Source organism: Lysinibacillus sp. 38-6, from assembly GCF_046245175.1.
In the GTDB taxonomy this organism is placed as follows: domain Bacteria; phylum Bacillota; class Bacilli; order Bacillales_A; family Planococcaceae; genus Lysinibacillus.
The window spans coordinates 2,399,436-2,422,514 of the sequence record NZ_CP176417.1 but is presented as its reverse complement, the minus strand read 5'-3'; the positions used below and the strand labels follow the sequence as shown (position 1 = coordinate 2,422,514).

The 23,079-nt window shown below is 36.7% G+C and carries 15 protein-coding genes and 1 riboswitch; of the genes, 7 read left to right on the top strand and 8 right to left on the bottom strand.

The annotated features are described in order from the left end of the window. Window positions 1-15 precede the first annotated feature (15 nt). The 5 genes from ACKVEV_RS12575 to ACKVEV_RS12555 form a co-directional block, all read right to left on the bottom strand. The gene (locus tag ACKVEV_RS12575; protein WP_409366755.1) at window positions 16-1,434 is read right to left on the bottom strand and encodes a sodium:solute symporter; all 1,419 of its coding nucleotides are present in this window, start codon (window positions 1,432-1,434) and stop codon (window positions 16-18) included. Window positions 1,435-1,457: 23 nt separating this feature from the next. Continuing rightward, window positions 1,458-1,664 carry a DUF3311 domain-containing protein gene (locus ACKVEV_RS12570; protein ID WP_409366754.1) on the bottom strand — a complete coding sequence of 69 codons (207 nt, stop codon included), beginning with the start codon at window positions 1,662-1,664 and terminating at the stop codon, window positions 1,458-1,460. Window positions 1,665-2,175: 511 nt separating this feature from the next. Continuing rightward, window positions 2,176-3,834, bottom strand: a complete 1,659-nt coding sequence (locus tag ACKVEV_RS12565; protein WP_409366753.1) for an amidohydrolase — start codon at window positions 3,832-3,834, stop codon at window positions 2,176-2,178. Between the two features lie 13 nt (window positions 3,835-3,847). Beyond that, entirely contained in the window at window positions 3,848-4,789 is a 942-nt protein-coding gene (locus tag ACKVEV_RS12560; protein ID WP_409366752.1) for an AEC family transporter, read from the bottom strand. 443 nt (window positions 4,790-5,232) lie between these two features. Continuing rightward, window positions 5,233-6,174: an urea transporter gene (locus tag ACKVEV_RS12555; RefSeq protein WP_409366751.1), complete on the bottom strand. Its 942-nt coding sequence runs from the start codon at window positions 6,172-6,174 to the stop codon at window positions 5,233-5,235. A 276-nt stretch (window positions 6,175-6,450) separates the two neighbouring features. Here ACKVEV_RS12555 and ACKVEV_RS12550 point away from each other — a divergent pair, with 276 nt between their 5' ends. Beyond that, window positions 6,451-7,299 (top strand): MBL fold metallo-hydrolase, encoded by an 849-nt coding sequence (locus ACKVEV_RS12550; RefSeq protein ID WP_409370550.1) that lies wholly within the window; start codon window positions 6,451-6,453, stop codon window positions 7,297-7,299. Window positions 7,300-8,105: 806 nt separating this feature from the next. Here the strand turns inward: ACKVEV_RS12550 and ACKVEV_RS12545 are convergent. After that, window positions 8,106-9,284 (bottom strand): NupC/NupG family nucleoside CNT transporter, encoded by a 1,179-nt coding sequence (locus tag ACKVEV_RS12545; RefSeq protein WP_409366750.1) that lies wholly within the window; start codon window positions 9,282-9,284, stop codon window positions 8,106-8,108. Between the two features lie 396 nt (window positions 9,285-9,680). Between ACKVEV_RS12545 and ACKVEV_RS12540 the strand changes: the two genes are divergently transcribed. From ACKVEV_RS12540 to ACKVEV_RS12530, 3 genes are all read left to right on the top strand, one after another. Beyond that, complete coding sequence (locus tag ACKVEV_RS12540; RefSeq protein WP_409366749.1) at window positions 9,681-10,388, top strand: DNA alkylation repair protein; 708 nt, start codon at window positions 9,681-9,683, stop codon at window positions 10,386-10,388. A 101-nt stretch (window positions 10,389-10,489) separates the two neighbouring features. Further along, on the top strand, window positions 10,490-10,945 hold the full coding sequence (locus ACKVEV_RS12535; RefSeq protein WP_409366748.1) for a GNAT family N-acetyltransferase: 456 nt from the start codon (window positions 10,490-10,492) through the stop codon (window positions 10,943-10,945). A gap of 24 nt (window positions 10,946-10,969) precedes the next feature. Continuing rightward, a complete protein-coding gene (locus ACKVEV_RS12530; RefSeq protein ID WP_409366747.1) occupies window positions 10,970-12,118 on the top strand; it encodes a hypothetical protein in 1,149 nt (382 codons plus the stop codon). A gap of 53 nt (window positions 12,119-12,171) precedes the next feature. Here ACKVEV_RS12530 and ACKVEV_RS12525 read toward each other — a convergent pair whose 3' ends face one another. Next, on the bottom strand, window positions 12,172-12,543 hold the full coding sequence (locus ACKVEV_RS12525) for a hypothetical protein (protein WP_409366746.1): 372 nt from the start codon (window positions 12,541-12,543) through the stop codon (window positions 12,172-12,174). A 237-nt stretch (window positions 12,544-12,780) separates the two neighbouring features. Between ACKVEV_RS12525 and ACKVEV_RS12520 the strand changes: the two genes are divergently transcribed. The 3 genes from ACKVEV_RS12520 to ACKVEV_RS12510 all read left to right on the top strand — a co-directional run bounded on the left by ACKVEV_RS12520 (window position 12,781) and on the right by ACKVEV_RS12510 (window position 16,402). Then, window positions 12,781-14,463: a methyl-accepting chemotaxis protein gene (locus tag ACKVEV_RS12520; RefSeq protein WP_409366745.1), complete on the top strand. Its 1,683-nt coding sequence runs from the start codon at window positions 12,781-12,783 to the stop codon at window positions 14,461-14,463. Window positions 14,464-15,114: 651 nt separating this feature from the next. Continuing rightward, window positions 15,115-15,411: a hypothetical protein gene (locus tag ACKVEV_RS12515; protein WP_409366744.1), complete on the top strand. Its 297-nt coding sequence runs from the start codon at window positions 15,115-15,117 to the stop codon at window positions 15,409-15,411. 109 nt (window positions 15,412-15,520) lie between these two features. Next, window positions 15,521-16,402 (top strand): M23 family metallopeptidase, encoded by an 882-nt coding sequence (locus ACKVEV_RS12510; protein ID WP_409366743.1) that lies wholly within the window; start codon window positions 15,521-15,523, stop codon window positions 16,400-16,402. 140 nt (window positions 16,403-16,542) lie between these two features. On the opposite strand, the gene ACKVEV_RS12505 is transcribed toward ACKVEV_RS12510, so the two are convergent. Beyond that, the gene (locus ACKVEV_RS12505; RefSeq protein WP_409366742.1) at window positions 16,543-22,347 is read right to left on the bottom strand and encodes an NPCBM/NEW2 domain-containing protein; all 5,805 of its coding nucleotides are present in this window, start codon (window positions 22,345-22,347) and stop codon (window positions 16,543-16,545) included. 235 nt (window positions 22,348-22,582) lie between these two features. Beyond that, a riboswitch (cyclic di-GMP riboswitch) is annotated at window positions 22,583-22,667 on the bottom strand. Between the last annotated feature and the right edge of the window lie 412 nt (window positions 22,668-23,079).

Sequence of the window (23,079 nt, the reverse complement as noted above, 5' to 3'; positions counted from 1 at the left end):
ACGATCATTATTAAACTATTTCTCTATGTGCACAGATACTATTGGTGTTAGCAGCTGCTTATTTTTAGATGTCAGTAGACTGACGATAATCAAGACAGGGAAGTTGAAACATAAGGCAATCAGTCCGGTATTGATTGCAAAAATACTGATACCTGCAAATTGGAAGGATAAGGCGATTACCGTCCCCGTTAGAATACCTGCACCTACTCCTATAGCTGTAGCTCTTTTCCAAAAAATAATGGAGAGAATACCAGGCAATATTTGACCGAAGCCAAAATAAGCTGTGTTAATGAGATTGAGCATGAGACTTGGGAGCGATACAGTTAACAACATTGAAATTAATAAATAAATAACAACAACGACTTGTGACCATTTGCGTTGTTTATTTTCTGGAATACTTGTCACAATGTTACGAGTAAAAATACCTCCAACTACTAAAGAGATAACAGCTAGCACTAAAAGCCCTGAAAGTGCGGCACCAGCAGCTACTAATCCAACTACCCATGATGGTAATAATTCAATGGACGTTGCAATAAAAGCGTGATTAGGGTTATCAATATTCGGTAATGCAACTAAAGCAAAATAGGCTGTAGCAATTAAAAATGGATACATCAGCATATACAATGGCATAAACCGTTGGGCACGCTTAATTGTTCCTTCTGATTTACTTGTGAACAAGACATTAATAATGAATGGGAAACAATAGAAAGCAACTGCTTGGAAAATAATCGTTGTGATAGAAAACGTCACTTGTTCTGTCGAACCAAATGACACGGAAGCACCATGTTCTTTTGCAGTCGAGAATAGATTATTGACACCATCAAGTTTTGAAAAGGCGGCCCACCCTACGATAATAATAGCCGCGAATAAAAGAATATCTTTTAAAATCGATATAACAGCAGGTGCTTTTACGCCAGAAATCGCCACATAAATATAGGCAATTGCACCAGCAATGACTACCGCCATAATTGGTGGGAAATCAAAGCCTAAAGCATTTAATGCAACGATAAGTCCTTCAAACTGTAACTGCCCCCAAGGAATGAGGAAAAGTAAACAAGTACACGCTACAAGTAACTCTAAAGGTCTGCTAGAAAAATGACTTTTAAACAAATCAGGAGCGGTCATCGCATTATAATGTTTACCAGCCCGCCAAATAAGAGGAGAAAGGAAATAACCAACGGGATATGCTAATAGGATGTATCCTAGAAACCATATGCCATAGCTAGCCCCTTTTGCGTAAATACCGCCAGGAAAACCAATAATTGTGCCAATACTATAAACTTCGCCGATAGCAAGAAAGAATAAAATAAATCCGTTAAAAGATCGGCCACCAACTAAATAATCTGCGACGTTATCTTTTTTTGATTTGCCTTTAGAAAGAACTGCTAGAATTAGAGAAAAAATAAGAACACCAATAAATATTGCTACTGCCATAAGCCATCCCACCTTGTCATTATTTAATCATAATTTTTTTTATCAAAGAAAAACCAAGAACAAGAGATACATACAGATGTCAGGATGAACCATAAGAACATCCAAAAATAAAGAATAGGAAAACCTAAAATAAAATGCTCCGAGTAACGGAAATAAATAAGCCCACCAATTACACTAGCAACAGGTAAAACAAGACCAATAAAGACATTGAAAAATGTTTTAAGGGACATAGAATAACTCCTTTCTAAAAAGCAAATAAATATAACTTATCATGACGTACGTACCAGTTGGATTCTATTTATCTGCCATTCCATGGTTTATTTTGGAATAGTATATAAATTTTAAAAAAGGTTGTCAACATAATAATGGTGTTAAAGTAGAGAAAAATGGTTTAAAAGAGAATTATTTTTTCTTATATAATTTCTTTTAGGTATTTTCACTTAAGTATGTAGAGGAGAGAGAGGATATTATGACAGGGGATCTTGTATAGTTAGTAGGATATTTTCCGTTACAAATTGCTCGTTTTTTCAAGTGGTCTCAAGCTTCCAACGTTGGATTTCGGTTAATGGATCACGCTAGTATTGAAGAAGTTTGCACTTTTTTACGGCAGCAAATAGTAAATTCACAATCTAGGAAAATATATTTATTTCTAAAAATTCAGAAAACTACTGACGAAAGGGGAAGTCAGCAGTTCTCTGAAAAATATATAAATAGTTACTATTGGGGAAATAGTAATTATTTTCACATAGAAAAAGCTAATTCTTTATTTTTATAGACAATTTCGCCATTAATAATTGTAGCGAGGATGTTAATATCTTTAATAGTCATCGGGTCTACTGCAGTTGGATCTTGATCTAAAACGGCGAAATCAGCTAATTTCCCTAGTTCGATACTGCCTAAGTCTTGTTCGTCGAAATTTAATTGAGCGCCATAAATAGTCATCGATCTTAATGCTGTTTCTACATCTATTTTTTGTGCTTCACCTAGTACATGTCCGTCTTTCGTCACGCGATTAACCGCTACCCAGATAGAGAAAAGTGGGGAAATGGGCGTAACTGGACAATCCGAATGTAATGTATAGAGCAAGCCTAAATCATCGGCTTCTTTTAAAGGATTTATCCGCTCAGCTCTTTCAGGCCCTAAAAAGATGTTTTTATGGCGATCTCCCCAGTAATAGACATGATTAATAAAGAATGAAGCAGCTATATCATAGTCTTTCATTGACTTTAAATCTTCTGCAGTAGCTGTTTGAACATGTTCAATTCGGTGTCGATGATCATTCCGCGGAGACGTATCTAGTGCATGTTGATAAGCCTCAAGGATAGAGCCTATGGCACGATCGCCATTGCCATGTGTGGCAATTCTATAACCTAGATTATGAAGTTCTAACACATAATCATTCAACGTTTGTTGTGGAAAAATAAGCTCTCCATATAAATTTGAATCATGATAATATGGTTGCCGTAATGCACCTGTACGCCCTTGAATTGAGCCATCTTGGAATAGTTTCGCACTATCTAATTTGACCATACCATTCGAGTCTTCTATGATTTTTTGATTTAATTGTTGGGCATCGTATTTTTCAAAATAGCCACCTTTTAATAACACGTTATACATAAACATTAAGCGCATTCTCATAGGATTGATTGCATCTTTAACAGCATCTATATAAATACCATATTCTGTATGTCCAACCGCTGCATCAGTATTTGTTGTAATACCTTGCGCAACATATTCTTGAGCAGCGCTGCGAATTAACTCCATAAATTCCTCATGAGAAGGGGCAGGGATGTGATCATACACATAGCCCATTGCCGCGTGTTCATATAAAACACCGTTTAAATGATTCGCTTCATCCCGTCCGAAGTACCCTCCTTCTGGGTCTTGCATCGAATCCTCTATTTTCGCAATTTCTAATACTTTTGAGTTTACCACTGCAATATGATTGGAAATATGGAAGATCATTATCGGTCGATCTGTACTGATTTTATCTAAGTCTTCTTTAGTAGGGTGTCTTTTCTCTGCAAGCATTGTATCATCATAGCCATAACCTAAAATCCAACTATTGTCATTTCGCTTTTGATGGAACGCTTCAATATTTGAAAGGATATCTGTAATACTGTTATTGCTTGCTGAAGAACAATCTACTTGGGCTTTGTTTTGCGCATATACTAATAAATGATTATGTGTATCGATAAAACCAGGGATTAACGTGGCACCATTTAAATCATGTTCTTTAGCATTTCTGTCAAAAATAATAGATTCCTCAATATGATGAAATTCAGCATTCGTCCATATTCCTACAATTCTTCCTTTATAAGAAGCTAAAATATTAGCACGACTACTGTGCGCATCTAAAGTGATAATATTGGCATTTCTTATCAGTAAGTCAATTTTCATCTGCAGATTCCTCCTAAAAGTAATGTAATTTAACAAAAATTAAAAGAAGCAATGGTATTGACAATAACGAAAAAATTGTTGAAATAACTGTGACAATTGCGCCTAATTTATCGTTCGCATGATATTTACTAAACAAAATGGATGATAAGGTGAGAGCAGGCATTGTCGCTTGAATTAATAAAGTTTGGGCAATGAGATGATCGAAAGTAAGAAAAGATATCATGATGAATACGACAACCGGCAAACCAAGTAGTTTTACAGCTGTGGGTATAATCGATTTACTTTTAAGTGTAGTAAATTGCGCTTTATTGACAGACATAATAAGTATACCGATATAAAACATGGCAAGTGGTGAGGCAAGTGCAGCTAATTGGTTTGTTAAAGTAATAAAAATGACTGGAGGACGATAATTAATAAAGGCAAAAAATAAGCCGCAAACAATGGCAATCGTTGGTATATTAATCATTGACTTCAACGTGCTAAAGGAAAATTTCACTGTTTTTTGTAGCAGCATTACCCCAACAGTCCAAATGACTAAATCTACTCCTGCATCAAAAATGGCCGCATATAAAGCTCCCTTTGGCCCTAAAATGGCAGCACATAATGGTATGCCAATAAAACCTGTATTACCTAGTCCTGATAGAAGGGAAATTTCAGATTTTATCGTACTTTCCTTATCAAAAATAGTAATCAACAGCCAACCGACTAAAATGCCAATTAGACAAATTAGAATGGATAGTCCAAATACCAAACCGATATTTTTAAGAATCGTAGGATCGATATCTACCTTAAATATGCTGGATAGTATAATGCAGGGCATTGCGACATTGACGATAATAAGCGTATATGTTTTACGGGTACTTTCATTGATTGGTGTCATACGGGCAAGTAATACACCTATTAAAATCATAAATCCAATTAATAGTATTGATTCAAAGACAACAGAATACTCCATTTCATGCACTTCCTAAATCAATCAAGATTGAATTATATTTTATTCCACATAGAAGATACACCTAATAAAAATGCCAAAAACACACCAAAAGAGAGCGAGAAACTTTGTGGGCATAACTCCTTTCTAAAAAGAAAAAATCCAACTTATCAGGATGTGCGTACCAGTTGAGGTGAATTAATCCAATGTTTTATTTTGAACAGTATATTAAATCCAAAAGAAGGTTGTCAACATAAAAATGGTATTAAAACAGAAAATTTTGAATTTAAAGAGAATTTTTATCCACTTGCTAAAATAGAGGATGGATTTTTGTATTATACAAATTATTTACTGCCATTATGACTTTATCGTTTGGAGGGACAACAGGTTCCATATGGCTTTTGACTTTCATACTATGCAAAAAATCCCCCTAATTATTTTAGGGGGAGTGCTGTTCCTCGTTTAGCTTACAAATTAGGTAGCATCTTTCGTGCGCCTAAGAAAAGCCACGTACTAACAACAAAAGGCATCGTTAGAACAGGAAGACCATATGGTAATAGCCAAGTACTAAAACTAGCAGTAAGCGGAATGGTTAGGCAGGTGGCTAAAATGCCTGAGACGATTTTAAAACGATTCGATTGTGAGCTAAATACGATTGACACGGCCATGCATGTTAAGATGGCATTGTAACCGTAAAGCCCTCCTAATATTAAAGCATGTTCTCCTCCGAGGACATAGGATAGGAGTAAAGCAATAATACTTCCTATCACAGCATGTAAACCAAGTTGCCAACTAGCCACAAATATAGCGCTATAAAGGAGTACACCTGAGATTGGATGATTTAAAAAGAAGATTTGCTCAATATTATTCAAAAATCCCGCAGTCCAATTTAATTCACCCGCAATATTTAGTTGCCAGTACGCTAAACTTTGGGGTACTAAGGAGTCACTTAAGTGGAACACGTCTAGTTTGTAAGAAGCTAAAAGGACAAACCATGTAAGGACGATGAAAGGGAAAGTAAGAATCGGTAGGTCAATATTTTTTAAAAAGTGCATCATCGTTGCTGTAAAGATTGCTGCAATCATTGCTCCTAATAGTGCAATGCCCCATCTAGATGGTCCTGTTAAAAATAGTGAAACAGCCAAACCAGTTAACACCGAATTATAACCAAATAAACCTGAGTTGACACTATTTTTTGGTGCACCGCCTATTTTTCCAATCAATGTACCGACAATAGAAGATAAAAGAGAAATGATTCCTAATTTATAAGAAGAAATCGTAATAGCTAGTAAAATCAAAACCCCTGAAATTACATTTTCAATAAAGACGACTTGGGAAAATCCCCTGAGTGAAGCAAGTAATAAGGAAGTAAATTCTCCTTTTGAAAAATCACTATTATCATTGTTCAATACCTATCACCTCTTTTTCGAAATATACAATTAGTGGTAAATAATAAATTATTATACATATAAAAGGGATAAAACAACAGCTAAAAAAAGTAACGTTCCTCATATTATAAACGAAGGTTGTCCATTTATTGAACGATATCCTTAGGTAAATGGAGAAATCGCATTTACAGTAGAAGCCACATAGAAGTTCTGTTCTTTTATGTTAATTAACTCTTTCAAATAGTATTTTTTTGCTTTTTGAATTAAACTATTGTAAAAGGAAGGAGATAACCCATGATGCACTCAATTAACAAAATAGGTGAGCGTTTTTGGTATATCACACCAATTTCGTTAACAGATCGTCCCATTCTAGGAATGGTGGTCGGCAATCACAAAACATTAATGATCGATGCAGGAAACTCTGAAGATCATGCACATTATTTTCAAGAAGAACTTTTAAAAATGGGTGTCCCTAATCCAGATATGGTCGTTCTGACGCATTGGCATTGGGATCATATTTTTGGTCTTTCAGGATTACAAAATATCGTTTCCATTTCATCCAAAGATACAAAGGAAGCAATGGCGGAATTAATTCCATTTTCTTGGTCAGACGAGGCAATCGATGCGCGTGTGAAAGAAGGCATTGAAATTGAGTTTTGCGCTAGAGCGATAAAAGAGGAATTTACAGAGCATCGCGATATAAAGATTGTTTTACCGGATGTCACGTTTGATAAGCGTTTAGAAATTTACTTAGGCGGGGTAACTTGTATTATTCAACATGTTGGCGGAGATCATTCTGCCGATTCAGTAGTCGTCTACATTAAAGAAGAAAAGATTCTTTTCCTTGCTGATTGTATTTATCCAAATCTTTATGCAGCAAAAGAAAATTATACGATAAAGGAAACGTTACGACTGTTGGATGTCTTAGAGCAGTTCGATGCGGAAACATATATCCCTTCGCATCAACAGCCGATTTCCAAAGAAGCCTTTAATCAAGAAGTAGCAAAGCTTAGAACAATTGCCACTTATACGGAAAGTTACAGCGGAGATCAGCAAAAAATTACGGCAGCGTATGAAGCGCATGTAAAAAGAGAACTGACAGAAGACGAAATCGAAACGATTTTGAACTTTGTAAATGGCTATTAATTACTGCGGTTGATTGCCGTTGCGGGCTGCGCTTTCCGCGAAAGCGAGACGTAATCCCGCGGAAGCGAGAGAGAATCCCGCGAAAGCGAGAGAGAATTCCGCGGAAGCGAGAGGTAATCCCGCGGAAGCGGGAGAGAATTCCGCGGAAGCGAGAGAGAATTCCGCGGAAGCGAGAGAGAATTCCGCGAAAGCGAGGGAGAATTCCGGGATAGCGGGGGAGAATTCCGCGGAAGCGAGAGGTAATCCCGCGGAAGCGAGAGAGAATTCCGCGGAAGCGGGGGAGAATTCCGCGGAAGCGAGAGAGAATCCCGCGGAAGCGAGAGATAATTCCGCGGAGGCGAAAGAGAATTCCGCGAAAGCGAGAGAGAATTCCGCGGAAGCGAGAGAGAATTCCGCGGAAGCGCGAGAGAATCCCGCGGAAGCGAGAGATAATCCCGCGGAAGCGAGAGGTAATCCCGCGGAAGCGAGAGAGAATTCCGCGGAAGCGAGAGAGAATTCCGCGGAAGCGAGAGGTAATCCCGCGGAAGCGAGAGAGAATTCCGCGATAGCGAGGGAGAATTCCGCGAAAGCGAGAGGTAATCCCGCGGAAGCGCGAGAATTCCGCGATAGCGAGGGAGAATTCCGATAGCGAGAGAGAATTCCGCGGAAGCGAGAGAGAATTCCGCGGAAGCGGGGGAGAATTCCGCGGAAGCGGGCGGATATTACCACACAGAACAGCCGCAGCGGACAACAACGCTGCAAATGCCGAAAAAAGTGTTAGATTGCCATGCAATCTAACACTTTTTCTCTGTTGTCATTATAACTTTTTATAAAATCAAACTAACGATGATTCCTGATAGTACGCTGACAAGTGTGGCACCAAATAGTAGTTTTAATCCAAAGCGCGCGACTGCATTTCCTTGCTTTTCATTTAGACTTTTTACAGCACCAACAATGATCCCAATCGATGAAAAGTTCGCGAAGGAAACAAGGAACACAGAAAGAATGCCCATTGTACGTTCACTAAAGTGATAATCGCCACCTGATAAATCCAACATCGCCACAAATTCATTTGTCACTAGTTTTGTCGCCATAATGGAACCGGCACTAACTGCTTCTGAGAAAGGAATCCCCATAATGAAAGCAATCGGCGCAAAGATATAGCCTAAAATCGTCTGGAACGTAACGCCAAATAATAGCTCAAATACACTGTTGAATCCTGCCATTAATGCAATAAATCCAATCAGCATAGCGCCTACGATAATGGCAACTTTAAAACCGTCCAAAATATATTCGCCAAGCATTTCAAAGAACGATTGCTTTTCGTGCTCGATTTCTAATATATCTTCCTTCGGGTCAATGTTGTATGGATTCATCATCGAAGCGATAATAAAGCCGCCAAATAAATTTAACACTAAAGCCGTGACGATATATTTAGGTTCAAGCATTGTCATATACGCACCAACGATGGACATCGAAACAGTGGACATAGCCGATGCACATAAAGTATACAGACGTTGATTTGAAAGCAGACCAAGTTGTTTTTTTAAGGTAATGAAAACCTCTGATTGACCGACCATCAATGATGCAACGGCATTATAAGATTCAAGTTTACCCATACCATTTATTTTACTTAAGGCCCATCCAATCCACTTCATAAAAAATGGTAGGATTTTCAGATGTTGAAGGATACCGATTAATGCTGAAATAAAGATAATCGGTAGCAAAACAGTTAAAAAGAATGGAGACTCGCCCTCGTTTGCCAAGCCGCCAAAAACAAAGGCAACCCCTTCGCTTGCATATTCAAGTAGCTTGTTAAAGAGAGCAGCTATTCCTTTAATAATGACTAAACCAAATTCTGTATTTAACAATAACAGCGATAACAGAATTTGAATAACAATCATCGTAATAATGGGCCTAAATTTAATTTCTTTTCGATTGGAACTTGCTAGCCAAGCGAAAAACAATACAATAAGAATACCTAAAATAGAAATAACGTATTGCATATGTAACCTCCTGATGAATTACAACATGATGTGTATGCGTTTTATTTACCGTGTGTGCATAGTACCTTTTGAATATTTTGTCCAATTAATTTAAAAAGAACCGTCCTTATTGAAATAAAATAAGTAATGCTGATTAATGGTAACATAGAGATACTAATAGAAAGTTGTTAAAAAGGCAAAAAAAATGATTATTTATTGAATTTTGTTAGGTCTTAGGAAATAAAAGGAGCTAATAATCCATTTATTAGGTAACAATAAGGTCAATGATCGTTTTATATGCTATTACTTACCAACAAACATACCCTTATTTTTAAAAAACTAACTCGACTGACAGATTGCTATATAATGAAGGTAATATTCGAAAAATATAACGGTACAAAGAAAGGTGTGTAAAAAATGAATTTTGACATCGTCATGCAGGAGCTCGAAGCACTGGGCAAGGAGCGCACTAAAAAAATGTACATGTCCAATGGTGCGAAGGAGCCTGTTTTTGGAGTGGCAACAGGAGCTATGAAGCCAATCGCTAAAAAAATCAAAATTAATCAACCGTTAGCTGAAGAGCTTTATGCGACAGGCAACTATGATGCCATGTACTTTGCAGGCATAATCGCTGATCCGAAAGCAATGACAGAAGCGGATTTTGAGCGTTGGATAGATGCGGCCTATTTTTATATGTTGTCCGATTATGTGGTAGCGGTCACGTTAGCGGAAGCAGATATTGCACAACAAGTTGCTGATAAATGGATTGCTAGTGGGGAAGAGCTTAAAATGTCTGCAGGCTGGAGTTGCTATTGCTGGCTTTTAGGAAATCGCAAAGATGTTGAGTTTTCAGAAAGTAAAATTGCAAATATGCTTGAAAAGGTGAAAAATACAATTCATGCTTCACCTGAGCGAACGAAATCGGCGATGAATAATTTCCTTAGTACGGTAGGCGTTTCTTTTGTCCCATTGCATGATTTGGCGCTTGCAACTGCCAAAACGGTAGGGCCAGTCGAACTTAAAAAGGACAATAAAAAAAGCACGTTCCTTCACGCTTATGAAAATATCCAAAAGGAAATAGAAAAAGGTCGAATAGGCTTTAAACGCAAATATGTCAGATGTTAAGAGATACAAAACATGAAAGGTGCAGCGTATCGCGCTAAGAGCTAACTGTTACTCAAAACGCATTGTCTGTGAATCCTAAGTGTAAATACTGGAGGTGCTTCATGACCCAACATACATTCATTATAAAGCCGTATGACCCTGAATTTGCTGAACAAACAGTTGCCATGTGGCGAGATAGTAAGGAACAGGCTATTGGACAGAAAGAAATGCATAGCTTTGACAATCATGTGTATTTTTTAAATCATATCTTACCTGAACAGTATCAGATTGATGTTGCGATGATTGATGAAACAGTTGTCGGTATGATGGCTTATAACGATAGCGAGATAAGCCAACTGTATATTCATTTAAACTATCAAGGGTTTGGTATAGGGCAAACACTATTAAATAGAGCGAAAGCCCAATCAAGTGGGAAACTCACTTTATACACATTTGAAGTAAACGAAAAAGCTCAACGATTTTATGAAAAGCACGGATTTAAGGTTATCGGTAGAGGACACGAAAATGAAGAAAATTTACCGGATATTTTATATGAATGGAAATTACCTCCTCATTAATGTCAGTGCAGAACGGAGTTTTCTATGAAAAAAATAAGCCATTTAGTTATCCTTATTGTATTAGCTATTAGTTTATCCGGTTGTTTATCGGATCAGCCAAGCGAACTTCCAACTGAAAAAAATGATTATAACGAGTCACTAAACATAGATAAGAATGCTGAAATTGCCTTATTTAATAATGAAAATTTATATTATTTTACTAGCGAGACAAATGAAGAAACTCCTGATTTAACAACGATGATTCTTTATGAATATAACTTTGCAAATCAAAAGAGTAAGGAATTAAGTTCATATGAAGACGTGTCCATTTATTCTGGTAGTAAAGTATTACAGGGAGAAAAACTATATCTCCCACTAACGCACAATACTGATAATATTCTAGCAGAAGTAAATTTAGAAAATAACAGTTCAAAAATAATAAAGCAATGGGAAACGAATCCTCCATTAGCTTTTGTCTATGGATTGAATCACAATATTATTCTTTTTGGTCCCAATACGTTAGAAGATTCAACATTTGAATATGCGATTGATGCCATTAATCCAGATAATAATAAAGAAACAAATTTAGTAAATACGGAAGTAAAGGATCAACAAGGGGAGTTAATTCCTACGATAGACGTTGAAGGGGACTACATCTACGCGCTGTCGATAACTGTCCAACAAAATGAACATCAATATCAAATTATAAAGTATGACAAAAACGGAAAACAAATAAGTATGTATCCATTTGATTTAAAGGCTTATTTAAACCCAAGTACAACACTAGTCGATCAGGATGATGCTATTTATCGATTATATAAGGAACAAGATTATTTCATTTTAAATACCCTGAATGGTAGAGTGTTTATTTTTAAACTGGTTAATAATAATTTACAACCTGTTCCTATACCAAAAGAGTTTTATAAAGAGAATCCATCTGGGTTTCGTTTTATAGAATATTATGATGGAGAAAGTGATTTCGGTTATTTTTATAATACCTTTGACTATAAAAATGTCATTACCGTTTTTAATTATTTAACAGAAGAAATAACAACATTTGATTTTCCAGAAGACAAGAGCAATTACTTCTATTTTAGAAATGCTAAAGGAGACTTAATCGTTCATAAAAGCAATGATGAAGGGTTAAGTAAATTTGATTATTATGATGTTGCAAGGTTAACTAAAAATAACTAATTATGCTGATATAGCGAAAGTGTTAGATTGACGGTAGTCAATCTAACACTTTTTTAAATACTTTGGATTAGTTCGCTATATTTTAGCGACAGTAAATTTAATGAGTAATGTTTGATTTTATCGGTTGCAATTATGCCTGTTAAAATACATTCAATCATTTCTTTATATTGATAGATTAAATAGACATCTTTCATAAAATCTGAATCGAGGGTTATCCCGTCTTTTACAGTTTTCAAAACAACTCGTTGCTCCTCATATAAATAAACTAATTCGAATTTAGAATTATGTATTAGTGTAGTGATTTCTGGGAAAATTTTATTGTCATTTAAAATCTCTAGAATACCATCTACTGATTTTACGCCTTCGATAGCCTGTAAATTGGAAAAGGTTTCACGCAGTTTATTTTCTAAAAAATCAGTACTCATTGAAATGCTCCTTTTTTTGCGTTGTACGATCTATTTAAATGTGCAATTTAATAATTTTGTGATTATTGTATCATATTTCGGTAGGTAAAATGGGTAAAAAACTTACTTTTTTTTGTATTAATCGGGATAGTTTAATTTTAAATAAAATTCGATTAGTAGTAAATACTATATAGTAAAAAACATAAATATGGACTATAATAACTAATAATATACATAATATTGAAAAAGAGGTCTGTCATGTCTATTACAAAAAAATTAGTTTTAGGTTTTATTACGATGATGTTTATTACAGTGTTATCTGGGTCAAGTATTTATTTACAAATTATTGATATTAGTAAGCACTATAATAGTACATTGTCGGATGGTCTCCCACAGCTCTATGCAACGGGTGATCTCAATAAATACATAGCTTTGGAAGGCTCACAATTACAAACCTATCTTTTAGGGGATGAGGAATCACTTGATCATGTACGGGAAACACAATCAAAAATAGATGACACGATGAATTTTTTAACAGAACAGCTTGATGAAGAGGGTGCGAAACAAACATTAAATAATACGAGTAACAAAGTAGATATTTTTGAAAATGAACTGGCCAATGTCATTGCATTAAAACAAAATTCAGGTGTGGCTGAGGCCGCAATCTACTACACAAAAAACGTTATTCCGATCCGCAATAATGCGATAGAGGCGTCAGATGAGTTAAAAGCTATAATAGAGGCACATTTCGATCAAGCGCAACAGCAAGCCAATCAAAATGCCAAAAAATCATTTATCATTGCTATTAGTATTATTGGCGTAGCGATTTTAGTAGGTAGTGCGATTGCCTTTATATTAAATAAGAAAATTGCTACACCTTTACGCCAATTACAACAGGGCGTTAAGACGATTGCAGCAGGGGACTTAACGGCCAAAAATATTGAACTTCGCTCTAAGGATGAACTAGGGCAACTTGCTGAAGCATTTAATTCGATGAAAGATACGTTAAGAACACTATTAAATCAGTTTGCAGATAGTGCTAGTCAATTAAGTGCTTCTGCTGAACAATTAAGTGCCTCAACCGAAGAAGTGACGGCATCTTCAGTGGATATCGCTAACCAAGCGGATGCTGCATCGCACAATACGTTAGCGACGGCACAATCAGCGCGGGAAAATGCTGTCGCAATGGATGAAACAGCTAGTGCTGTCCAGCATATTGCGCAATCTTCTCATGCACTGCGCACGTCAGCAACGGATACAACAGACGTCGCCTATCAAGGTGTGACGAATATTCATACAGCTAGTGTCCAAATGACAACGATTTACGAATCAACAAAGTTAACGACTGAATTGATTCAACGTTTAAGTAAACAGACAGAAGATATCGAACAGATTTCTAAAGTTATAACAGGTATTACAGAACAAACGAATTTGTTAGCGTTAAACGCTGCTATCGAGGCTGCGCGTGCAGGGGAAGCCGGGAAAGGATTTGCTGTAGTAGCGGATGAAGTTCGAAAATTAGCAGAGGAGTCAAACACTTCTGCAAGTCAAATTGTAACGTTGACGACAGAAATACAAAAAGATACGAAAAATGTGGAACAAGCCGTACGTGAAAGTTTACGCACAGTTGAAACGGGAGTAGAGAAAATTGAAGGTGCAGGGACATCCTTCAATCAGATTGTACAAGCTATTGATGATATGCGATCACAAATTGAAAATATTTCTGCTGTGACGGAGGAAATATCAGCAAGTACAGAACAAGTTTCTGCATCTGTTACACAAATTGCGGTATTATCTGAAACGACAGCACAACAAGCAGAAGGTTCTCAAGCAGCATCACAACAGCAACTTTCTTCCTTACAAGAAATAAGTGCAGTAGCAAACGACTTAAGCAATCAAGCGATGGACTTACAAGCAATTGTTGCGCATTTTAAAATTTAAAATAATAAGAAGTGTTAGATTGACTCCAGTCGATCTAACACTTTTTGCATAGTGGTTGATGTCCGCTACGGGGGTTGCTTTCCGCGGGCACACCGTAAGCCGCAACCGTCGCTGTGGCGCCGATTGTTGCGTCTAACGTTTGTGCTATTCCCGCAGGAGTCACCCCCTTCGCTCCCATCAACTAGAGCTGTCTTATAAACAATCATTCTGCATAGTAATAATGGGCTAACAACCTTGTCCACTATGAATGTTATAACTGAATGTATGTTAGGGATGTCGTGATGTCCGCTACGGGGGTGCTTTCCGCGGGCACACCGTAAGCCTCAACCGTCGCTGTGGCGCCGATTGTTGCGTCTAACGTTTGTGCTATTCCCGCAGGAGTCACCCCCTTCGCTCCCATCAACTAGAGCTGTCTTATAAACGATTATTCTCCAAAGTCGTAATGGGCTAACAACTTTGTCCACTTTTTAAAGTTATACCTCAATCTATCCCCGATGCTAAGAACATCTATCGGTGATTAACCTTGTCTAACTGAGTGATTTTCTGTTCCATATTTCTCGCATCCATTTAAAATATATTATTTTCTGAGTCCAGGAAAAATAGTAAAATAAATAAAAAGAATTTTCACAACATTTTACGGAGGTGCAGAGTATGAATTATGTTACGGTAGAAATAATTGATACTGTGGGGTTGAATCCAAGAGAAAGAAAAATGTTGCAAACTACGGTATTAAATTTTGCTGCCATGAGCAATGCGTTAATTGTGAAAGAAGATGTAGTCATGAATCCGTTGGAGCCTGATAACGAAAATATTGGCATTGTTCTCGTTTATGCCAAAGCGCTAAATGAAGAACAGAGTAAGGCAATAACAGACGCTTTGTCCAATCGATTTGCGGTGTATTTTACAATGAGCGATTTGGATTTAGAAGCGCAAATTAAAGTTCATTAAGATAGTATAAATGATAATCAAAGCCTTGAGTAGAACACGATTAAAGTGACTATTTGGGGCTTTTTCAAAACTTGCTTGAATTCTATTTTGTAAAAGGAGATGTTTTTCGATGAGAGGGAAATCAAATGAACATGTTACACTTCAAAATTTCGGGGCATTTTTTTTACAGGAGAAATTTGATGTAATTTATAATCAATGCAATGAAGATTTTAAACAATTGGTTTCTAGTGAGCAATTTAATGAGATAGCTAAGGCTTTTAATGCCAATGTTACAAATTATGAATTATTTAGAAAATCCACAATTAATCATGTGAATCATTGCACATGGATAGATGCGCAACAAGATAAAGCAATTAATATAATCATAGATGCGCATAATATTATTCATAGGTTATTATTAAAGCCTTTTGTGGTTTTTCCAGAAAGTGATAAAAAATATACGCAAAATACATATATGATGCCTATCAAAGAGGAGTGGTATGTATTTTGGGGAGGAGGTAATGAATTCGTCAATTATCATTATGCTTATGAAACGCAACGATATGCCTATGATTTAGTAATGATGAACAATGGTACTACATATAAAGATTCTGCAATGGTTAATGACAACTACTATGCGTTTAATAGTGAAGTAACCGCACCGGCAGATGGTAGGGTAATAAAAGTCGTTCATCATCTAAAGGACAATATCCCGGGAGAAATAAATGAATTAGAGCCAGCCGGGAATCTAATTATTATCGAACATAAAAATAATGAATATAGTATGGTCGCCCATTTAAAAAATAACTCTAGCCGTGTGCATGAAGGAGATAGGGTGCGACAAGGGGATGTCATTGCACTTTGCGGTAATTCAGGCAATTCCTCCGAGCCCCATATTCATTTTCAAGTGATGGATTCACCAGACTATATGAACTGCAAATCTATCCGAATACGTTTTGCAGATGGAAAAGAGCCAATTCAAGGGGATGTTATTAAAAATACCTTGAAATAAAGAGAGGGAATTAATTCACACGTAGATAGCGATTTTTGCGCTAGTAATGTTGTCACGTACTTTTTTTAACTCAAAAACGCCCACGGGAAAACCCGTGGGCGTTATTTAAATGGAGGAGTTTTTATATGGCAACCAAATGACTAGTTTCTTACAAAATAAGTTAATTGAATTACGGTATCTTCATTTAATTTATAAGCGATGACTAGCATATACATGCCTTTGTCTTCTTGTGAAAGATCGATTGTAAAGTGGTCTGCGTTCGGTGCAAGTTGGTCCACATCTACTGAAATTTCTTTCATTGTTTTCGTATTGCGTAAAGCGATTTGGTAAGGGTTTAGATAGTTTCCATCTAATCCTTTTACTAGATTTTCAACTGATAGTTCTGGACCCGTTAAGCTAGAAACTTCAACAACTTGTGGGTGCGCAGTAATGTTGTCTAATTGACGTAGATTTTTCAATGGTGAGAAATCTGTAATACTATTACCTGAAATATCAAGAGATGTTAAATTTTTAGCGTATTGTAAACCTTCTAAACTTTCAATACGAGCATTTGGGGCATGTAGACTTGTTAGTTTAATCATATCGCCTAACGTAATTTCCCCAGTCAGTCCAAGTGTTTGCTGGATAGCCACTTTTAGATGGTTGTCGGCAATCGCAATGATTTGATTAAAGTCAATTTCTACTAACGCAGCTTTTGCTTGTGTCAGCTCCTCTAAAGCTTGGTCGATTTGGGCTTGCGTAGCTTGTGCATTTGCAAGCAGTTCTTCAGCTTTAGCCATGCTTGTTTGGAATGCTTGAATGGATTCTTCTGTATAGTTTTCTAAGTTAATTGTTTTCGCCTCTTCAAGTGCTACTGCTAAATCTTCAGTGAATACGCGATCTGCATTGGCAAAGTGTAATTTTGTATCGCCCCATGATGCATGGTCAGACCCGTTGCCGTTGCCACCGTCTGTTACGACAAGTTTCAGTTCTTTCGCGCCAGTAATGTTTACTTCAATGTACTTTTGAGGGTCACGAGATTGCATTAGACCACTGTCGAATTGTTTTTCGCCATCAACAAACACTTGGAATGTCACAGAGCCGATTGAACCGTACATTTGACGGTCTACACCAACATAAGCAGTGAAGATATCTGCGTTTTTATCTGTTAAATCATAGATGATTGTTGAGTTTGAATGCGCACCGATGCCTCGTTCGTATGTTTTCTCACGACCATCGTCGCCTGTTAAGCGGATAGCATGGTGACTAATAGAGATATCTTTTACAGGTGCTGTATAGCTATTTTGTGTAGATTGCCATTCAAAATCAGTTAAGTAATGGAAATCCTCCATATTGACAACTGAAATTGTGCGTTTTTTCGTTACTTCATTGCCATCACTATCAACGACAGTGTACGTAATGTCGTAGTGACCAGCTCGATTGAAGTTCACTTGTTCTAAGCCAGTGACTTGTACTTGTGATGTTAAATCACCATCTTCAGCATCTGTTGCTAAATAAGTTTCATCAATATTAATAGGTGTGCCTACTTTTGTAGCGACTGATTTTGGAATCGTTAATTCTGGTTTACCATTCGATAGATAGAACTTCGCGTCAGCAAAGTTAGCATGGTCTGAAGCATTGCCATTGCCAGAATCATTTGCAATCAGTTTTAACTCTTTCACACCTTGAAGCGGAACTCTTACTAGTTTTGCTTCTGTTTGATATTTCATAACGCCGCTGTTATAAACTTCTTGACCGTCAGCGAGTACTTTAAATGTCACACTGGAATTGCCGTTTTCAGCGATATTGCGGTCAACACCAACAAGTGTTTCAAAGTAATCATAGTTTTTATCTGATAAATCATAAACGATTTCAGAGTTGGCATGTGTACCAATACCTTTAGCAAATTCTTTCACTTCACCATTAGTCAGCAATTTAATTGTACCACCTGAAGACGCTTTGTCTTTGTTCACTGTATTATATGCTGTTTGAGCAGATTTCCAGCTAATATCTGAGGCGTATTTTTCATCGCTATATACATAAATATTTCTTGTTGCTGTAGCAACGTTGTGATCACTATCTGTTACTGTATATTCGATTTGGTAAGTACCTGTTTTATTTGTATTGAAGCCATTCGTTGTAACTTGGATGTGCTTACTTAAATCGCCGTCCTCAATATCAGATGCAGTTACATCTTTTAGCACATCAAATTCACTGTTTAATTTCACTAAAGTCAAGTCTTCAGATAGTGTTAACGTCGGTAGACTTGAGTCTTTACCGAATTTAGCATCTGCCCAAATGGTATGGTCGGATGAATTGCCACTATCATTGGCATCAGTTGTAATTAACGTCACTTCTTTTGCACCTGTAACAGGAATTTTTACATAGCCATGATCTGTATTGGCTCTGAATACATCACTTGCAAATTTCTTTTCGCCATCGACCCATACTTCAAAAGTAGCAGAAGATTTTTGGCCTTTTGCTGCTTGATCGATGCCGATATAACTTTCAAAGAAATCAAAGCCTTTTCCTTCAATGTCATATACGACTTCAGAGTTTGCATGGGCACCAAGCCCTTTGGCATAGGTAGCATCCATACCTTGTCTTAGTAATGTAATGGTACCACCCGCAATGGATTTATCTTTTTGTAATGAGCCCCAACCTACTTTTGCAGATTTCGCTGTCATATCAGAAATATATTGCATGTCACTTACGACATCGACATTCATTGTTTTTGTTTCTTTGATGCCTTCATCATTTATTTCATAAACAACTTCATAGCTACCTTTTTGTGTAACATCTACCGTATTTGATGTGATGTTAATTGATTTTGTGATGTCTTTACCGTTATAAGCAGTGGCTTTTACATATTCCATCGGATCAAATGCTTGATGTAGTTTAATCGTGACATGATCTTCAGCAGATAGGGATGGTGTAAATGCTTTTACTTCTACTGGTTTAAGCGTATTTAATTTTTTGTCGTAACCAACGACTTTGTACGTATAATTTTTCGTTGTATCTACATTTTTATCGATAAATTGGCCTGTACTTGTAAAGCCGATTAATTCATCATCTCTAAAAATTTCGTAGCCTAAGAAATCATCTTGGTACGATTTATCGACTGATAAATATAATGTATTGGTTTTGGCCGCTTGGTTTGCAGCAAACGATACGTTTACTTCTTTGCCTTTTAATCCATTTCCTTTGTAGTTGACGGCACTATTATTTAAATACCAGATTTTTTTATCTGGTTTTGGATATTTGCTTGTTTTAGCTTTTGTTTCATCTGTTACAACGAAACCATGACGCGCAAAATGTTCGCTTAAATCTAAACCGAGTGCTTCAGAAGAGAATTCAACTAAATACTGTTGTTTAGATTGATCTCCATTTGGAAGTGACACGTTTCTTTCACGATATAAAGAATTTAATTTAGCCCAATATCCCGGACTATACATTTCAAGTTGCCAATAAACAGCTAGTTTTTCAAATAAGCCTTGATCGTTATAATCTTTTGTGTTTTCTTTCAGTACGTTTTTATAGATGTTCGACTCATACGGAATACGTCCATCAATTTTGCCGTAATATGCTGACATATGCTGTGGTAGCATATTGTTTGTTACTTCACCATAAGTTCTTACACCGATATCCATACGGTGCCCGATTTCATGGATAACGCCCCATGAACCGCCTTTATCTTCGATAGGCACTAAAATATCAGATACGACATCATCCAATGTACCGATATGATCGCCTGCTGCATACATGTATGAATAAGGTTGGGCTAGGCGTACATTTTCACGTATAAATTTTGGATCGTGTTTTTCGCTTCTGCCGTCAAGACCATTATATTTAAATAATTCATCCATTAGACGATTATAAGATTCAATTGTTTGAAGTGGGCTATAGCCATTTTCGATATATGTTTTGTAAGCACCTGTTGCAGTACCTGTCCAGAATAAATGGTCACTTACGATTTCCACGATATCTAGCACTTCACGATCTTCCACTTTTGGATGCTTCGCTTTGTCTTCATCGAGTTTTTTCTTATAGTCGATTAAAAATTGTTTGAACTCGTCAACATTCGTCGATTTTGTTGCAAAAGGAATGCGCTCAACGCCTTCAAAACGTAATGTTGGTGCTTTTCCTTGCTGTTCGGCTGTATAAGGGTTATCAATGTAGATGGTACCACCTGGTGTGACAGCCTTGTTATAAGCTGAAGTTTTTGGAATAGCAGGCACCGTAATGACGTTTTTACCAACTTTTAAGCTGACATCTCTTCTCCAACTGTTCCAAGCACCTTCTTGTTGTGCAAATGATAAGTGAGGTAGTGGACCATTTGCTGCAGCATCAACGTAAACGACAATTTCATCACCAGGTTGGGCAGCAAGTCCAGTTGGTTGAAGGTTATTGCCTAAACCGATTTTTAAGTTGTCGTTAGCATGCTTTACCATGTTGCCGTGTTGTTCCGCTACAATAATTCTTCCTTCTGTAACGACTTCACCTTTAATTACTTTTTTGGCTAATTCGATATTATCTTTATATGAATCGTACAGAGGATGTGTTTTCGCTTCTTCTTCTAAAGCGTTGATTTTTTCAAGGCTATTGAATGCTGGTGAAACGGTATCCATCGTTCCATCAGTAAATAACTTGGCCATTTTATCGTTTAACGTATCTTCTTTATAGAACGCTAATTCAGACAATGTTGCCCAATTTCGATCGGATTTTTTAAATTTAAACTTCACTCGTTTAAATGTAGTTGGTTCGAACTTCGCTTCGACTAATCCAGCAACCATATTATGTTTACCTGTTGTAACAAGCTCGTACGTATCGCCTTTCGATGTTTGTGAAGCATAAATTTCAAATTCTTGAGCAAAGCCTTTTAGGTCTGATGGTCTTGCCCCGTAAATAATACGATTTAAAGTAACAGGCTCGATAAACTCGACTTCTACTTCATTTGAGAATGTAGCTGTGTTGCTACTATTTGTTTCCCAATATGTATTGACATTACCATCGATGGCATTTTCAATTACCGCACTAGCCCAGTGTCCGCCGTTATTGCGAATACTCTTGATGTTTTTGTTGTCCATTCTATATAACTGAGCATACGCTTCGTTTGCATAATGGCTAAATGAAGAAGTGATGGCAGTTGTCGCTTCGATTGCTTCTGTGCTTAATAGTGCTTTGGCATTGTCGATATCTTCTTTAAATTGAGCATAGAAAGGATGGCTTTGTGCTTCAGCATCTAATTCGTTAAGTGCATCAATCGAATGGAACTTATCGCTAACAGCACTCATTGTGCTATCTGTAAATAGCGTAGCCATTTTGTCAGAGACAGTATCTTCTTTATAGAACTGGAATTCTGAAGCACTTGCCCAATCTTGATTTGCTTTTGTGAAAACGAATTTTACGCGTTTAAACTCTGTAGGTTGGAACTGAATTTCTACGATATCACCAGTCGATCCTTTATATTCACCTGATGACACAAGTGTAAAGTCATCGCCTGAATCTGTTGTAGAGCTATAAATCTCAAACTGTTGGGCAAAGCCTTTGCCTCTTGTAGATGATTGACGAGCTGCGTACACCATTCGATTGAGCGTAGTGGCTTCATTGAACTGAATGACCACCTCATTTGTGAATGTTGCGCTATTTGGTTTTCCTGTTTCCCAGTGGGTATTCATATCGCCATCAATTGCTTTATCAATAGATGAACTTGCATATTTTCCACCGTTGTTCGTAATCGACTTAATGTTTGTAGTGGCCATTTTAAATACATCATCGTATGCTTTTAAAATATCTTTGCCATACAAATCAAATTTTTTCACTGAAGCGATTGAATGCTTAGCACTAGCTTCAGCTGACGTTTTAACAATGTTGCCATTTGGCATTTCACTTGCTAAAACATTCAATGGACCGCCGACTAAATTCAAAGCCAAGGCAGACACTGTGACAATCTTTACTACTTTCATTTAAAATTCCTCCTTATGAATTTTTTCCTACTGAGCACATAAAAAAGCCACTCAAAAAGAGTAGCTTCATTTCAAATAAGAACATCATAAAAAAAATATACAAAAATTGCCAACTTGAAATGTAGGCACTGAAAAACGCTAAAAGATAGATTTTATCTTTTAGAAATTATATTAGAAAATCATTTTTCAGTATTGCTTTTCTATGACCTTACTAAACAAAAAGTATTATGTACTCTTCGGCAACTGGCTGACATAGTTAAATAACCTTAGTCCCTATAGCTTTGCGTCCCTAAATTTCTTTAGGTTTGCCTATTCAATTTTTCTAATATAAAGAATAGCATAGAGAAATTAATTGCCAAAGTACAATTTGTACTATATTTTACCACCCTGTATTAGGGTAATATGGCGAGGTTTTATCATTAGATGAAAAAATTACGAAATGCATTGATGGGTAATTTGTTAGGTGTAAATTACTTTAGTAAGGGTTAGATAGTTTAATTGTAAACTACTTATGTCATAGGGAAGGTGTTGAAAATATTTACAACGTAGAAATAGTGTAATAGAGCTAAATTTATGAGCGGCGATGGGAATGAACTAGTTGCGATCCATATCATACGCGGCGTGAAAATCACTATCTATCGGTATAATGTATTTAATAAAATGTAATAAAAGGGGGCAGGAAGTGCTAGCTAACGAGCGAAAAGATACAATTAAAGAAGTATTCTAAAAGCG

Coding starts and splice junctions, on each gene's coding strand:
- ACKVEV_RS12570 (WP_409366754.1), bottom strand. CDS start 1,664: ATGTCCCTTAAAACATTTTTCAATGTCTTTATTGGTCTTGTTTTACCT.
- ACKVEV_RS12575 (WP_409366755.1), bottom strand. CDS start 1,434: ATGGCAGTAGCAATATTTATTGGTGTTCTTATTTTTTCTCTAATTCTA.
- ACKVEV_RS12510 (WP_409366743.1), top strand. CDS start 15,521: ATGAGAGGGAAATCAAATGAACATGTTACACTTCAAAATTTCGGGGCA.
- ACKVEV_RS12540 (WP_409366749.1), top strand. CDS start 9,681: ATGAATTTTGACATCGTCATGCAGGAGCTCGAAGCACTGGGCAAGGAG.
- ACKVEV_RS12520 (WP_409366745.1), top strand. CDS start 12,781: ATGTCTATTACAAAAAAATTAGTTTTAGGTTTTATTACGATGATGTTT.
- ACKVEV_RS12515 (WP_409366744.1), top strand. CDS start 15,115: ATGAATTATGTTACGGTAGAAATAATTGATACTGTGGGGTTGAATCCA.
- ACKVEV_RS12535 (WP_409366748.1), top strand. CDS start 10,490: ATGACCCAACATACATTCATTATAAAGCCGTATGACCCTGAATTTGCT.
- ACKVEV_RS12545 (WP_409366750.1), bottom strand. CDS start 9,284: ATGCAATACGTTATTTCTATTTTAGGTATTCTTATTGTATTGTTTTTC.
- ACKVEV_RS12565 (WP_409366753.1), bottom strand. CDS start 3,834: ATGAAAATTGACTTACTGATAAGAAATGCCAATATTATCACTTTAGAT.
- ACKVEV_RS12505 (WP_409366742.1), bottom strand. CDS start 22,347: ATGAAAGTAGTAAAGATTGTCACAGTGTCTGCCTTGGCTTTGAATTTA.
- ACKVEV_RS12550 (WP_409370550.1), top strand. CDS start 6,451: ATGCACTCAATTAACAAAATAGGTGAGCGTTTTTGGTATATCACACCA.
- ACKVEV_RS12560 (WP_409366752.1), bottom strand. CDS start 4,789: ATGGAGTATTCTGTTGTCTTTGAATCAATACTATTAATTGGATTTATG.
- ACKVEV_RS12530 (WP_409366747.1), top strand. CDS start 10,970: ATGAAAAAAATAAGCCATTTAGTTATCCTTATTGTATTAGCTATTAGT.
- ACKVEV_RS12525 (WP_409366746.1), bottom strand. CDS start 12,543: ATGAGTACTGATTTTTTAGAAAATAAACTGCGTGAAACCTTTTCCAAT.